The organism is Mycobacterium sp. IDUB_9 (assembly GCF_055419505.1).
This window is the reverse complement of the sequence record NZ_JBVAXU010000003.1, coordinates 155,396-169,537: the sequence shown is the minus strand read 5'-3', so window position 1 is coordinate 169,537 and position 14,142 is coordinate 155,396. Positions and strand designations below refer to the sequence as shown.

At 65.7% G+C, this 14,142-nt stretch carries 13 protein-coding genes; 10 read left to right on the top strand and 3 right to left on the bottom strand.

The features are described 5' to 3' along the window. The first annotated feature begins 8 nt into the window (after nucleotides 1-8). A complete protein-coding gene (locus ACZY08_RS15195; protein ID WP_463745825.1) occupies nucleotides 9-536 on the top strand; it encodes a hypothetical protein in 528 nt (175 codons plus the stop codon). A gap of 102 nt (nucleotides 537-638) precedes the next feature. Continuing rightward, on the top strand, nucleotides 639-1,331 hold the full coding sequence (locus tag ACZY08_RS15190; RefSeq protein ID WP_463745826.1) for a heme peroxidase: 693 nt from the start codon (nucleotides 639-641) through the stop codon (nucleotides 1,329-1,331). Between the two features lie 46 nt (nucleotides 1,332-1,377). Here ACZY08_RS15190 and ACZY08_RS15185 read toward each other — a convergent pair whose 3' ends face one another. After that, nucleotides 1,378-2,946, bottom strand: a complete 1,569-nt coding sequence (locus ACZY08_RS15185) for an HNH endonuclease signature motif containing protein (RefSeq protein ID WP_463745827.1) — start codon at nucleotides 2,944-2,946, stop codon at nucleotides 1,378-1,380. Between the two features lie 118 nt (nucleotides 2,947-3,064). Here ACZY08_RS15185 and ACZY08_RS15180 point away from each other — a divergent pair, with 118 nt between their 5' ends. The 5 genes from ACZY08_RS15180 (at nucleotide 3,065) to ACZY08_RS15160 (ending at nucleotide 7,395) form a co-directional block, all read left to right on the top strand. Next, on the top strand, nucleotides 3,065-4,162 hold the full coding sequence (locus ACZY08_RS15180; protein WP_463745828.1) for an oxidoreductase: 1,098 nt from the start codon (nucleotides 3,065-3,067) through the stop codon (nucleotides 4,160-4,162). A gap of 44 nt (nucleotides 4,163-4,206) precedes the next feature. Beyond that, entirely contained in the window at nucleotides 4,207-4,581 is a 375-nt protein-coding gene (gene trxA / locus ACZY08_RS15175; RefSeq protein WP_463745829.1) for a thioredoxin, read from the top strand. 18 nt (nucleotides 4,582-4,599) lie between these two features. Beyond that, nucleotides 4,600-5,430: an enoyl-CoA hydratase gene (locus ACZY08_RS15170; protein WP_463745830.1), complete on the top strand. Its 831-nt coding sequence runs from the start codon at nucleotides 4,600-4,602 to the stop codon at nucleotides 5,428-5,430. A gap of 12 nt (nucleotides 5,431-5,442) precedes the next feature. Further along, complete coding sequence (locus ACZY08_RS15165) at nucleotides 5,443-7,071, top strand: ABC-F family ATP-binding cassette domain-containing protein (protein ID WP_463745831.1); 1,629 nt, start codon at nucleotides 5,443-5,445, stop codon at nucleotides 7,069-7,071. Between the two features lie 129 nt (nucleotides 7,072-7,200). Beyond that, nucleotides 7,201-7,395 carry a helix-turn-helix domain-containing protein gene (locus ACZY08_RS15160; protein WP_463745832.1) on the top strand — a complete coding sequence of 65 codons (195 nt, stop codon included), beginning with the start codon at nucleotides 7,201-7,203 and terminating at the stop codon, nucleotides 7,393-7,395. 29 nt (nucleotides 7,396-7,424) lie between these two features. Here ACZY08_RS15160 and ACZY08_RS15155 read toward each other — a convergent pair whose 3' ends face one another. Further along, the gene (locus ACZY08_RS15155) at nucleotides 7,425-8,003 is read right to left on the bottom strand and encodes a TetR/AcrR family transcriptional regulator (RefSeq protein WP_463745833.1); all 579 of its coding nucleotides are present in this window, start codon (nucleotides 8,001-8,003) and stop codon (nucleotides 7,425-7,427) included. 68 nt (nucleotides 8,004-8,071) lie between these two features. Beyond that, nucleotides 8,072-10,912: an aconitate hydratase gene (locus tag ACZY08_RS15150; protein WP_463745834.1), complete on the bottom strand. Its 2,841-nt coding sequence runs from the start codon at nucleotides 10,910-10,912 to the stop codon at nucleotides 8,072-8,074. Nucleotides 10,913-11,138: 226 nt separating this feature from the next. Here ACZY08_RS15150 and ACZY08_RS15145 point away from each other — a divergent pair, with 226 nt between their 5' ends. The 3 genes from ACZY08_RS15145 to ripB all read left to right on the top strand — a co-directional run bounded on the left by ACZY08_RS15145 (nucleotide 11,139) and on the right by ripB (nucleotide 14,072). After that, entirely contained in the window at nucleotides 11,139-11,717 is a 579-nt protein-coding gene (locus tag ACZY08_RS15145) for an Rv1476 family membrane protein (protein WP_463745835.1), read from the top strand. 230 nt (nucleotides 11,718-11,947) lie between these two features. After that, nucleotides 11,948-13,366: an NlpC/P60 family peptidoglycan endopeptidase RipA gene (gene ripA, locus ACZY08_RS15140; RefSeq protein WP_463745836.1), complete on the top strand. Its 1,419-nt coding sequence runs from the start codon at nucleotides 11,948-11,950 to the stop codon at nucleotides 13,364-13,366. A 10-nt stretch (nucleotides 13,367-13,376) separates the two neighbouring features. Then, a complete protein-coding gene (gene ripB / locus ACZY08_RS15135) occupies nucleotides 13,377-14,072 on the top strand; it encodes an NlpC/P60 family peptidoglycan endopeptidase RipB (RefSeq protein ID WP_463745837.1) in 696 nt (231 codons plus the stop codon). Nucleotides 14,073-14,142: the final 70 nt, after the last annotated feature.

Below are 14,142 nucleotides of genomic sequence, written 5' to 3'. Positions count from 1 at the left end.
ATGTGTTCATGGTGACCGTCCCGGCGTTCATCTGGCGCAGCGGCTTCTGGGGCCGAGCGCTGATGATCGGCGGCAGCGTGGGCTTCGTGTTGGGTGTGCTTGCCTGGCTGGACTCGGGGTTCTGGATCTCCGGCGTGCTGGTCCTCGTCATCGTGGGCACGTTCTACGGCGTCTGGATGGCGCGACGCATGGCACGGTATTGGCCGATGTCGAAACAATTGACCGGCGTTGATCGGGTCACGGTGGTGCGCACGGCCCGCATCGGTGAACGGATCGATGATCCGCGACTGGTCGAGGCTGCCCGCGACTACGGCCGGGGCGTGCTTGAGGCCGCCCAGGCGGCCCGCCCGTTTCGCTGGCTCTTGCCGTTGGCGCTCGTCGTCGCGGTGGCGAGCGCGTTGTGGGACGCGGCATTCGGGTCGGTCGGCAATGCCGTGGTCTCGGTCGTCTACTTGGCGGCACTGGTCTTGGAGTTGGTCTGGTGGCCCAAGCGCGAGGCTCAGCTGCTGGCAAATGTCCGACAGGCTTGTGGATAACTTGGCCAGTGCGTGAATTCCGGCCGGTTTCTGTCGGCCGACCTCGCTAGCTTCCAGCTCATCAGGAACCGAAGGGGTTCCGAACAGCCGGAAGGAATTGCAATGTGCTCGGACGTCGAAAAATTGCACGAAGCATGCCTGCGCGATCTCGGTGATCCACAGCGGTGGTTCAGCCCGATCGGATATCCAGATTCATTGGCACTGTGTGTGATTGATTCGATCTATTCGACCGGGGCGCAGTATGCCACCGTCGAGAAGATCGTCGCCCGGTACCGCGGCTACCGGGCGGTGCAGGGCGCGAACGCCGACGCCGATGGCGCCGCCGAACTCCTGCAGAACATCACCGAGCTGGGCGGGCCCGACCCATGGGCGACACAGATCGGGAACCGCCGGCCCACCTCGACTACGGCAAACGCTCCGTTGAAGTCGGTTGCCGTCGAGCAGGTCGCGGAAGCGCTTGTCGCACTGGGCGTTCACACGTCCGCTGACCTGCGTGCCGTAGTTGAGGAGGAGGACCGCCGGGAACAGGCCAAGAAGGCGTGGTGCGCAGTGCCCGGGCAGCGGTCGGGTGTCACATGGGAGTACGCGCTGAAGCTCACACAGATTCCTGGCGCGAGGGCCGGCCGTGTGGTGACGGACTACGTGGGCCGCCAAGTCGGCGCCGTCAGTGCCGAACGCGCAGCTGAGATGGTGCGTGAGGTTGCTGCATCCGCGGGCTGGGATGTCTTTGCGCTCGATCACGCGATATGGCGTTTCGACTCCGGACGGCCACATCAACGCGATCTCGTGTCATGACGGTGTCGCCGCTCGCGGTCGAACCGAGCGGCGCAACCCGTCCCACTCAGAAGGGTGGTGGCGGTCCGTATTCTTCGGCGATCCAGGCTTGGAAGTCGCGTTCGAATTTGAGGTCGTTGTTGATTTCGGCGCGGAGCCGTCGTTCTTCGGCGATGCGGTCTTGGCGGTCTTGTTCGCGGGTTTGGTTGCGGGTGGGCATCTTGGCGCCGCGGTTGGTCTCTGGGGCGTGCGGTTCGGGTTCGGGGAGGTTCAGGTTCCCGGTGGGTTGGGCCAGGGTGGGGAACATCGCGGCGCCGTGGGGTTCGGTGGTGTAGGTGTGTCCGGTGGGTGTGGTGAATTCGATGGTGCCGTCAGGAAATTGGCGGTCCGACCAGCCGGGGCAGAACGTTTTGACCAGGTGGTGTGCGCGGCAATAGAGCTTGGTGTTCGACGGGTGGGTCGGGCCCAGGGGGTAGGGCACCGTGTGGTCGATATCGGAAACCACCGCCGGGGCGTCACAGCCGGGGAAGCGGCAGGTGAGGTCGCGGAACCGGATGAACTCCGACAATGCTGCTGACGGGCGGTACTGCGGCTCAGCCGCGCCGGCGTCGGCGGTGTTCTCGGTGTCGGTGTGCTCGGCGCCTGGCGCGTCATCGACCGGTTCGCTATCGGTCGGGTTGGCTGTGCCGGCGTCAGCGTTCTCGGTGTGGGTGTCGGTGCCGGTGTGTGTGCCGGTGTCAGTGGCGGGCACCACGACCGGTTTGTGTTTGGCGTTGGCGGCCAGGTCACGCACCGTCTCGGCGGGCAGGATCCCGTAGCCGGGCAGATAGCCCGGATCATCGGAGGTGCCGTCCAGGGTCGATTCGGTGGCCAACACATGGACCACCGCGGCAGTGGCCGCGGCCCGCTTCTGGCCGGCCGGGCAGTCGGGTAACCCGCACAGACACTGCAGCTGGGACTGCAGGCGGGCCAGCGGACCGATCGCATCAGCCCGGCGCTGGGCATGGGTGCGGGGATCGTGCTCACACACGGTGTCGGCCAAAGCATCCAGCCGCTGATCCAGGGCGGCCCCGTCGGTGACATCCACATTGGCCCACACCGTGGCCTTGCCCGGGCTGCCCACCTCGACCTGAACAAACCGTTCCTCAGCCACATTGGGTGGCACCCGTACCCCGTTGGGGTCGAGTTTGGCGATCCACTGATCGATCCGGTCGCGGAGCTGGTTTTCGGACAGGCGCATCCACCGGTGTGCGCGGGTGGCCAGTTCCTCATCCAGCCCTGACCACACCGAGGGATCGACGGTGTCGGTGCGGGCGATGATCATCTGCACCACCCGATAGTCGATGTCCCCGGCAGCGAACCTGGCTGCGACCAGGGGCAGTTTGTCGCGCAGGACGCGGGCGTGGTGGATCTGGGTGCCGGCCCGGTGCCGGCTGATCCGCAGGGCAGCCGAGATTTCAGCAGACACTTCGGCGAAGGGGTCGGTGGTCCAAAAGATCGATTCGGCCAGTTCGTGTGCGCGGCGGGTGTCGAGTTCCCCGATCGCCGCCAGGCGGCCCGCGATCGCGGAGGATTCGGCCCGCGCCCCGACACTGACCCGGTCGATCAGGTCAGCAGCAGAATCGGCGTCGAACACATGTTCGATTATGCCACACGCCCCGGACACGCACGCGGTTATCTATCAGGACATCGGTGACACTTCTGCCCCGAGGCTCAGCTGGAATCCCACCGCCCTGCCGGGCGTTGACGCACACGTGAGCCAACCTCTCCGCGATCTGTTCAGCCCGTTCACCATCGGATCGCTGACGGTCCCGAATCGCTTCGCGATGGCGCCGATGACCAGAGCGGCGTCACCCGGCGGGGTGCCCGGGGCCGACGTGGCGGCCTATTACGCCCGTCGCGCAGCCGGTGGTGTCGGCCTGATCATCACCGAGGGGGTGCGGCTGGCCGATCCGGCCGCGGGTTGGCCGTTCAGCATTCCGACGCTGGCCGGCGACGAGGTACTCGCCGGCTGGCGGGCCGTCACCGATGCGGTGCACGCGCAAGGCGCCGTGATCGCCGCGCAACTGTGGCATCAGGGCGCCGAGCGGGCTGACAGTGACGGGCTGGTCCCCGTCAGTCCGTCGGGAGTCAACAGTGTCGGGGTGGTGAAAGGCCGGGCGCTGCGAACCGATGAATTGGCCGGGGTTGCAGCGCAGTTCGCCGACGCCGCCGGCAATGCCAAGGCTGCCGGATTCGATGCGGTCGAACTGCATGGCGCCCACGGTTATCTGCTCGACGAATTCCTTTGGGAGAAAACAAATCTGCGCACCGATTCCTATGGCGGGTCGCTGGCGGCTCGGACCCGCTTCCCAGTCGAGGTCGTTGCGGCGGTGCGCGATGCGGTCGGCTCCGGGTTTCCGATCATCTACCGCTTCTCGCAGTGGAAGGCCAATGCTTACGACGCGCAACTGGTCGGGAGCCCGGCTGAGTTGGAGCAGGTGCTCGCTCCGCTGGTAGGCGCCGGCGTCGACGTGCTGCATTCGTCGACTCGCCGCGTATATGTACCCGCGTTCCCGGGTTCGGATCTGAGCCTGGCCGGATGGACCAAGAAGGTTGCCGGTGTGCCGGTGATCGGGGTCGGCTCGGTTGGGCTGGCCACCGAGTTCCAACCCGGAAAACGAGGCGGTGACCCGATCGAACCGGCCCCGATCGACCGGCTGCTGGCGCAGTTCGAGGCGGACGAGTTCGACATCGTGGCGATCGGCCGGGCCTTGCTTGCCGATCCGGGCTGGGTGAACCGGTTGCGTGACGACACGCTGGGCGGCTTCGCCGGCTACCACGCCGAAACTGCGCTGGCCAGGCTCTACTGAAATAGGCTGGGAACAGGCCGCTACGCCCCAACGTTAGGAAGAGCGTGAGTACGCAGGACATCACCACAGAACAGTTCGACGACATCGTCAACGGCAACGAAATCGTGCTTGTTGATTTCTGGGCGTCGTGGTGCGGACCGTGCCGGGCGTTCGCGCCGACATTCAAGGCCGCTTCCGAGAACCACCCCGATGTTGTCTTCGCCAAGGTGGATACCGAGGCCGAGCAGGGGCTGGCTGCCGCAGCCGAGATCCGGTCGATTCCCACCCTGATGGCCTTCAAGAAGGGCAAGTTGGTCTTCAACCAGGCCGGAGTGCTGCCGCCGGCGGCGCTCGAGGATCTGGTTCAGAAGATCAAAGAGTTCGACATCGACGCGGCCATGAAAGAGCAGGCTGCTGCGGACGACGCACAGCAAGTGTGATCACCGGCACGCGATAGCGTGCTGTCCGTGACTGCGCAGAACGAATTCGTACTGGTCGACCGCCCCCAGCCGGGCGTGGCCCTGGTGACCCTCAATCGGCCTGAGCGGATGAACTCCATGGCGTTCGACGTCATGGTGCCGCTCAAGGCCATTCTGGAAGAGCTGCGCTACGACAACAGCGTGCGCGTGGTGGTGCTGACCGGCGCCGGTCGGGGATTCTCGTCCGGAGCCGACCACAAGTCGGCCGGGTCGGTGCCGCACGTCGCCGGTCTGACCAGACCGACGTACGCGCTGCGGTCGATGGAGATCCTCGACGATGTGATTCTCGCCCTACGACGGCTGCATCAGCCGGTGATCGCCGCCGTCAACGGCGCGGCCATCGGAGGCGGCCTCTGCCTGGCCCTGGCCTGTGACATCCGGGTGGCAGCCGAGGGCGCCTACTTCCGCGCCGCGGGGATCAACAACGGGCTTACCGCCAGTGAGCTGGGATTGTCCTACCTGCTGCCACGCGCCATCGGCTCGTCGCGTGCCTTTGAGATCATGTTGACCGGTCGTGACGTCGATGCTCAGGAGGCTGCGCGCATCGGTCTGGTGTCCAGCGTGGTGGCCGAGGAAGCACTTCTGGAGACCTGTTACGGCATGGCCGAAGGGATGGCGGCATTCTCCCGGCCGGGTATCGAGTTGACCAAGCGCACACTTTGGAGTGGACTGGACGCCGCTAGCCTGGAGGGGCACATGCAGGCCGAGGGCCTGGGACAACTCTTCGTGCGCCTGCTCACCGCAAACTTTGAGGAAGCGGTTGCCGCGCGCGCGGAGAAGCGGCCCGCAGCTTTTACTGACGACAAATAGGAGGACTGCAGCGTGATCACCGCAACGGACCTGGAGGTCCGCGCCGGAGCGCGCACGCTGCTGTCCTTCGAGGGCTCGGCACTGCGGGTGCAGCCCGGTGACCGGATCGGACTTGTCGGGCGTAACGGCGCAGGCAAGACCACCACGATGCGAATTCTGGCAGGCGAGGGTGAGCCGTACGCCGGAGCTGTCACCACGACCGGTGAAATCGGTTACCTGCCACAGGATCCCAAAGAAGGGGATCTCGATGTCCTGGCCCGCGACCGGGTGCTGTCGGCCCGCGGTCTCGACACGCTGCTGGCGGACCTCGAGAAGCAGCAGGTCTTGATGGCCGAGGTTGCCGACGACGCAGCCCGGGACAAGGCGGTCCGCAAGTACGGTCAGCTCGAGGAGCGGTTCTCGGCTCTGGGCGGGTACGCCGCCGAGAGCGAGGCCGGCCGGATCTGTGCGAGCCTCGGCCTGCCCGATCGGGTGCTGACACAGCCGCTCCGCACCCTCTCAGGTGGTCAGCGCCGGCGCGTCGAACTGGCCCGCATCCTGTTCGCGGCCAGCGACACCGGTTCGGGATCTGACACCACATTGCTGCTCGACGAGCCCACCAACCACCTCGACGCGGACTCGATCGGCTGGCTGCGGGACTACCTGCACAGCCATACCGGTGGACTAGTCGTCATCAGCCACGATGTCGAGCTGCTCGACGAGGTCGTCAACCGGGTCTGGTTCCTGGACGCGGTACGCGGTGAGGCCGACGTCTACAACATGGGCTGGAAGAAGTACCTCGACGCCCGCGCCACCGATGAGCAGCGTCGCCGCCGTGAACGCGCCAATGCCGAGAAGAAGGCCGGTGCATTGCGGGCCCAGGCCGCCAAGATGGGCGCCAAGGCCACCAAAGCTGTTGCGGCCCAGAACATGTTGCGCCGCGCCGAGCGGATGATCGCTGAGCTGGACGCCGAGCGTGTGTCCGACAAGGTCGCCAAGATCAGGTTCCCGACTCCGGATCCGTGCGGGAAGACCCCCTTGGTGGTCAAGGGCCTGACCAAGACCTATGGCTCGCTGGAGATTTTCACCGGCGTCGACCTGGCCATCGACCGAGGCTCACGGGTGGTGGTGCTCGGGCTCAACGGTGCGGGCAAGACGACCCTGCTCCGCCTGCTGGCCGGCACAGAAACCGCCGACGCCGGTGCCCTGGAACCCGGTCACGGGCTGAAGATGGGGTACTTCGCCCAGGAGCACGACACGCTCGACGACCATGCGTCGGTGTGGGAGAACATCCGCCACGCCGCCCCGGATACCGGCGAACAGGATCTGCGCGGTCTGCTGGGTGCGTTCATGTTCACCGGACCGCAGCTCGATCAGCCGGCCGGCACGCTGTCCGGCGGCGAGAAGACCCGCCTGGCGCTGGCCGGGCTGGTCGCCTCCAAGGCCAATGTGCTGTTGCTCGACGAGCCCACCAACAACCTCGACCCGGCATCCCGTGAGCAGGTGCTCGAAGCGCTGCGCAGTTACCAGGGTGCCGTCGTGTTGGTGACCCACGATCCGGGTGCCGCCGAGGCGCTGAATCCGCAACGGGTGGTGCTGCTGCCGGACGGTACCGAGGACTTCTGGTCCAACGAGTACCGGGATCTCATCGAGCTCGCCTGACGGCGAATTCTCAAGAACCACCGCACTTTCGAAGACGTCAATATAAGACGTTGGACAAATCGGCACATGGGTGTGTGCGTGGTTTCTAGTGTGGGTACCCGTCGGGACATCACAAGCGGGGAGATGTCGATGAGGGATATGAACAAGAATCGCGGCGAGCTGCTGGCAGAGCTTCGCAAGGCATACGAGGGGGGTGCGAGTATCCGCTCGCTCGTCGCCAAGACCGGACGTTCGTACGGCTCGATCCACAGCCTGCTGCGTGAGTCCGGAACGACCATGCGCAGCCGCGGCGGGCCCAATCACCGCACCCGGGCCAGGGCGTGACACGCACAACCGCTGCGCGGTAGCGGGATTCAGCTATCGGTTGGTGTCGGTTGCCGGACGCTGTCCTCGACCAGATCGAGCACCGCGGTGAGGTTCTTCGGGTCCTCGCCGGAGGCGATCCGGGCGACCAGACCGTCGAGCACGAGGTCCAGGTAGATGTGCAGGACCGCACTCGGCACGTCGTCGCGTAGTCGACCGGCCTGCTTCTGGCGACGCAGACGCTCGGTGATGGCCGCATCCAACTCGGCTGACCGTTCGGCCCAACCTTGGTGAAAAGCCGGATCGTTACGCAACTTTCGGGCGATCTCCAGCCGCGTGGCCAGCCAGTCGAACTGCTCGGGTGCGGCCAGCATGTTCCGCATCACCTGAATCAACCCTTCGCGGGCGGCCACTTCGGCCATCCGCTCGGCGTCCTCGCGAGCCAGTTCGAAGAACAAGGTGTCCTTGTCCTTGAAGTGGTGAAAGATTGCGCCGCGCGACAGCCCGATGGTTTCTTCGAGCCGTCGCACGGTCGCACTCTCGTATCCGTACTGACCGAAGCAGCGCCGGGCGCCGTCAAGAATCTGACGGCGCCGGGCTGCGAGGTGGTCGTCCGTCACCCGGGGCACTTAACCCACACTCCTCGCGCAAGCGCTCGTCGGACGTCCCATGGCTGCTTCGGTCGGTCTGATGGGGATTACTTCGACTTCAGCATGTTGCGCAGCACGTACTGCAGGATGCCGCCGTTGCGGTAGTAGTCGGCCTCACCGGGGGTGTCGATGCGGACCACCGCGTCGAACTCCACCTTCTCGCCGTTCTCACGCGTGGCGGTCACCTTCACCGTCTTCGGGGTCTTGCCCTCGTTGAGCGCGGTGATCCCGGAGATGTCGAAGGTCTCAGTGCCGTCGAGCTTGAGGCTCGCGGCCGACTCTCCGGCCGGGAACTGCAGCGGGATGACGCCCATGCCGATCAGGTTCGACCGGTGGATGCGCTCGAAGGACTCGGTGATGACCGCACGCACGCCGAGCAGGGTGGTGCCCTTGGCCGCCCAGTCACGCGAGGAGCCGGATCCGTACTCCTTGCCGCCCAGCACCACCAGCGGGATGCCGGCCTTTTGGTAGTTCACCGACGCGTCGTAGATGAACGCCTGCGGCGCGTCTTTCGCACTAGCGGACTGAGTGAAGTCGCGCGTGTAGCCACCGGAGACATCATCGAGGAGCTGGTTCTTCAGGCGGATGTTGGCAAAGGTGCCGCGGATCATCACCTCGTGGTTGCCGCGTCGCGAGCCCAGCGAGTTGTAGTCCTTGCGCTCCACACCGTGGGCGTCGAGGTACTGGGCGGCCGGGGTGCCCGGCTTGATGGCGCCGGCCGGGCTGATGTGGTCGGTGGTCACCGAATCGCCAAGCAGCGCAAGGACCCTGGCGCCGGAGATATCCTTGACCGGCTGCGGGTCGGCGGGCATACCGTCGAAGTACGGTGCCTTGCGGACATAGGTCGAGTTCTCGTCCCACTCGAAGGTGTTGCCCTCCGGGGTGGGTAGCGACCGCCAGCGCTCGTCGCCCTTGAACACGTCGGCGTACGAGTCGGTGAACATCTCCCGGTTGATCGACGACGCGATGGTCTCTTCGATCTCGGCGGCTGTCGGCCAGATATCTGCGAGGAAGACGTCCTTGCCGTCCTGGTCCTGACCGAGCGGGTCGGCCTCGAAGTCGAAGTCCATGGTTCCCGCGATGCCGTAGGCGATGACCAGCGGCGGGGAGGCCAGATAGTTCATCTTGACGTCGGGGGAGATGCGGCCTTCGAAGTTGCGGTTACCCGAGAGCACCGCGGTCACCGAGAGGTCATTCTCGTTGATCGCCTTGGAGATCTCCTCGGGCAGCGGGCCGGTGTTCCCGATGCACGTGGTGCAGCCGTAGCCACCCAGGAAGTAGCCGAGCTTCTCCAGGTAGGGCCACACCCCGGCCTTGTTGTAGTAGTCGGTGACGACCTGCGAGCCCGGCGCCATGTTGGTCTTCACCCACGGCTTGGTGGTCAGGCCCTTTTCGACGGCCTTCTTGGCCAGCAGTGCCGCGCCGAGCATGACCGACGGGTTGGAGGTGTTGGTGCACGAGGTGATGCCTGCGACAACGACGGCGCCGTGGTCCAGCACGAAGTCGCCGCGCTCGGCGGACTTGACGGTGACCGGCTTGGAGGGGCGGCCGGTGGAGCCGTTGGCGGCCGACGGACGGACGTCGACGGCGCCGTCGTCGGCGAAGGACAGTTTGGCCGGATCCGAGGCCGGGAAGGACTCCTCGATCGCCTCGTCGAGCTGAGTGTGCTCGACGGGCAGGTTCTCCTCGACGTAGTTGTGGATGTCCTTGCGGAAGGCGTTCTTGGCATCTGACAGTTCGATGCGGTCCTGCGGGCGCTTGGGGCCCGAGATCGAAGGCACCACGGTGGAGAGATCCAGCTCGATGTACTCGGAGAAGGCCGGCTCGTGATCCGGATCGTGCCACATGCCCTGCGCCTTGGCGTAAGCCTCGACCAGCGCAAGCTGCTCGTCGGTGCGCCCGGTCAGTCGCAGGTAGTTGATGGTCTCCTCGTCGATCGGGAAGATCGCTGCGGTGGAACCGAATTCGGGGCTCATGTTGCCCAGGGTGGCGCGGTTGGCCAGCGGCACCTCGGCAACACCCTTGCCGTAGAACTCGACGAACTTGCCGACCACGCCGTGCTTGCGCAGCATGTCAGTGGCGGTCAGCACCACGTCGGTGGCGGTCACGCCGGGCTTGATCTCACCGGTCAGCTTGAAGCCGACGACGCGGGGGATCAACATCGAGACGGGCTGGCCCAGCATGGCCGCCTCCGCCTCGATACCGCCGACGCCCCAGCCCAGCACGCCCAGGCCGTTGACCATGGTCGTGTGGCTGTCGGTGCCCACACAGGTGTCCGGGTAGGCCTTACCGTTGCGGACCATCACCGTGGGGGCGAGGTATTCGATGTTGACCTGGTGCACGATGCCGGTGCCGGGCGGGACGACCTTGAAGTCGTCGAAGGCGCCCTGGCCCCAGCGCAGGAACTGGTAGCGCTCGCCGTTGCGCTCGTATTCGAGCTCGACGTTGCGCTCGAACGCGCCGGCGTTGCCGAACACATCGAGGATGACGGAGTGGTCGATGACCAGCTCGGCGGGTGACAGGGGGTTGACCTTGTCCGGGTCGCCGCCGAGGGTCGCGACGGCCTCACGCATGGTGGCCAGGTCGACGATGCACGGCACGCCGGTGAAGTCCTGCATGATCACCCGGGCCGGGGTGAACTGGATCTCGATGCTCGGGTCGGCCGAGGGATCCCAGTTGGCGATGGCCTGGATGTGGTCCTTGGTGATGTTGGCGCCGTCTTCGGTGCGCAACAGATTCTCGGCAAGTACTTTGAGGCTGTACGGGAGCTTTTCGGTACCGGGTACCGCGTCCAGTCGATAGATCTCGTAGTTCTGGTCCCCGACAGTCAGTGTGTCGCGGGCACCAAATGAGTTAAGGGACGAATTTTCCGTATTCTCGCTGCTCACATCAACTCCCGGCTCGATCTCGCCGCGACGGGCTGTGTCGGCGGCGTTCCGATCTTAACAGTACGCTTGTCCTGCAAGGCTCAGTGGGCCGGGGTCCAGTCTTCCCTGTCGGGTGCTCGTTGCCAACGGAGTCGGGTGAATGCGTCGGATCCGTCCGCATACCGATGCGATGACGATTCCTGTGTCGCTTTCCGGGGGCGGGTGGGCGCAGCGTACCGTGCCTGACGTGACCGGACCCCATGTCATCCCATCCCTGCCGGCCTACATTCCGGTCGAGGTGTGCGACACCGTAGGGCTCGATGCGGCGCAACCCGACGGGGTGGCCAAGTGCATGGCGGCCGTGCAGTCCGATGTTCGCGACGACGGGGTCAGTGCCCCCGCCGCAGATGTCGAAGCTCTGCGTCAGGTGGTCAGCGATGCCCGGCAGGAGGGTGTCGACCTCAAGATCGTCGTGCTGCCGAGTAACCCGGGTATCGACACCCCGCTGCGGGATATCGCCACCGAGGTCGGGCAGGCCAATCCGGGTGCGACCGTGCTCGCGCTGAGCCCGTCGTTCGCCGGTACTTACAGTCCGACGATCGATCGGGTGACTTTGGAGGCCGGTCAGGACGTCGCCAAGACCGGTGATCCGGTCTTATCCGCGAAGAATTTCGTCAGCGAGATTTCCACGCCGGATTTCCCCTGGACCGCGCTCGCTCTCGCATTGATTGTCGGCGTCGCGGGGGCAGCCACCCTCACCCGGGTTCTGCAGCGCCGCAGCAAACAATTGGCCGGGTCAGAGGCGTCGAGCGCACCCTCGGAGTAGGTGCCGGAAATCCATCGAACAGTCGTTCGGAATAACGCTCAATATCACTAATTGGTCACACTATTCGCAATTACAATCTTGTAATTCGTGACTAAAGTTTCTTTAGTTCTGGATGTGACGTACGGTGCAATCGGTACCCATTGTTGCAGTTGTGCTTCCTGTGACTTCTGTGCAATGGCCCCGAGCAAACGCCGGTACGCCGTCGTTGAGCCATAGGAGACTTGAGTCGAATGAGACGCACCGTTGGCGCCTCGGCGTCCCGGCTGTACGGCCGTTTCTTGGCCGTGCCGGTGACCGCCGGGATGCTGTTGGCCACGGCCATGTCGGGAGGTGTCCCGGCCGCCGCCGCTGATCCGGGAGCACCCGATCAGGTCGCAACGCTCGTCGCCGCGGTGGCCAACGCCGACCAGAAGCTCCAGGAGCTCGGCGCCGCCATCCAGACCCAGCAGGAAGCCGTCAACAAGGCAATTGTCGACGTGCAGGATGCCCGTGATGCGGCCGCCACGGCGCAGCAAGAGGTCGATGCCAGCCAGCAAGGCATCACCGACGCCAACAACGCCATCACCCAGGCGCAGAAGCGCTTCGACACCTTCGCCGCCGCAACCTATGTCAGTGGCCCCTCCAGTTCGTACCTGACCGCGTCCGACCCGACCGACATCGTCAGCGCCGCCGCCACCGGTCAGACCCTGGCCGCCAGCAGCGACAAGGTGATCACCGATCTACAGCGCGCCCGTACCGAGCAGGTCAACCGAGAGTCGGCCGCACGCCTGGCCAAGCAGAACGCCGATCAGGCCACGGTCAACGCCCAGACGAGCCAGGACACTGCGGTCGCGGCGCTGCAAACCGCGCAGCAGACGTTCAGCTCGCAGCAAGGTGAGCTCCAGCGGCTGACCGCCGAACGCGCCTCGGCCCAAGCCCAACTCGCTCACGTGCACAAGGCGTCGGCGTCGACCGCCCCCGCGGCGCCGGCACCCGCCGCTGCCGCCGCGGCGGACAACTGGGACCGTGCCCCGGGCGCGCCCGTGCAGGCGGGCCAGAACTGGGACGGCGCGTGGGATCCCACGCTGCCGGCGATCCCCAGTGCATTCGTCAGTGGTGACCCGGTCGCCATCATCAACACCATTCTCGGTATCTCGTCGACTTCGGCGCAGGTCACCCAGAACATGGGGCGGCAGTTCCTGCAGAAGATGGGGATCCTGCCCACACCGACCGGCTACACCAACGGGGCCATCCCGCGGGTGTACGGACGGCAGGCCTCCGAATATGTGATCCAGCGGGCCGGCTCGCAGATGGGCGTTCCCTACTCCTGGGGCGGTGGCAACGCTGCCGGTCCGAGTCGCGGCATCGATTCGGGCGCCAACACGGTCGGGTTCGACTGTTCGGGCCTGATCCTCTACGGGTTCGCCGGCGTCGGAATCAAGCTGCCGCATTACTCGGGCTCGCAGTACAACGCCGGCCGCAAGATCCCGTCGTCGCAGATGCGCCGTGGCGACGTCATCTTCTACGGCCCCGGCGGCAGCCAGCACGTGACGCTCTATCTCGGCAACGGCCAGATGCTCGAAGCGCCCTACACGGGTTCGGAGGTCAAGATCTCCCCGGTCCGCACGAGCGGGATGACCCCGTACGTCGTCCGCTACATCGAATACTGATGGGAATACATTGCGCTCCTTCGCCTTACGTTGCCTGATCCTGATCGCCGCAACCGCGTTTGCGGCGATCAGCCTGGTGGCGCCGGCCAACGCTGCGCCAGACGACGGCCAATGGGATCCGACCCTGCCGAAGATCGTCAGCTCGGGCGCGCCGGGGGATCCGGTGGCCATCGCCAACGCCTCGTTCCAGGTCAGCCAGATCGCGCTGCAGACCACACAGAGTCTCGGTTCGCAGTTCCTGCAGACCATCGGTCTGGCCCCCAAACAGGCCGCCTCGACATTCCCCGGCGGACGGGTACGCGGACCGCAGGCCATCGAATACGCGATCCGCAGGGGCGGCAGCCAGATGGGTGTGCCGTATTCCTGGGGCGGCGGCACGCTCACCGGACCCGGCCCGGGCGTGGACTACGACGCCGGAAAAATGGGCTTCGACTGTTCGGGGCTGACCCGCTACGCCTTCGCCGGCGTGGGCGTGCAGGTCCCGAAGTACTCGGGCGACCAGTACAACACCGGCCGAAAGGTGCCGGTGGCCCAGGCCAAGCGCGGCGACCTCCTGTTCTGGGGGCCGGGCGGCAGTCAGCACGTGGCGATGTACCTCGGCGGCGGCAAGATGCTGGAGGCATCGGGCAGCGCGGAAAAAGTGACGGTGAGCCCGGTCCGGATGTCGGGCATCCAGCCCTATGCGGCCCGCATCATCGAATCCTGAGGGGAACCTGAAGTCTTCCGGGCGGCGTCGACGGATCTCGAAGTGCCTGGAATAGTTGACGACGGGCACC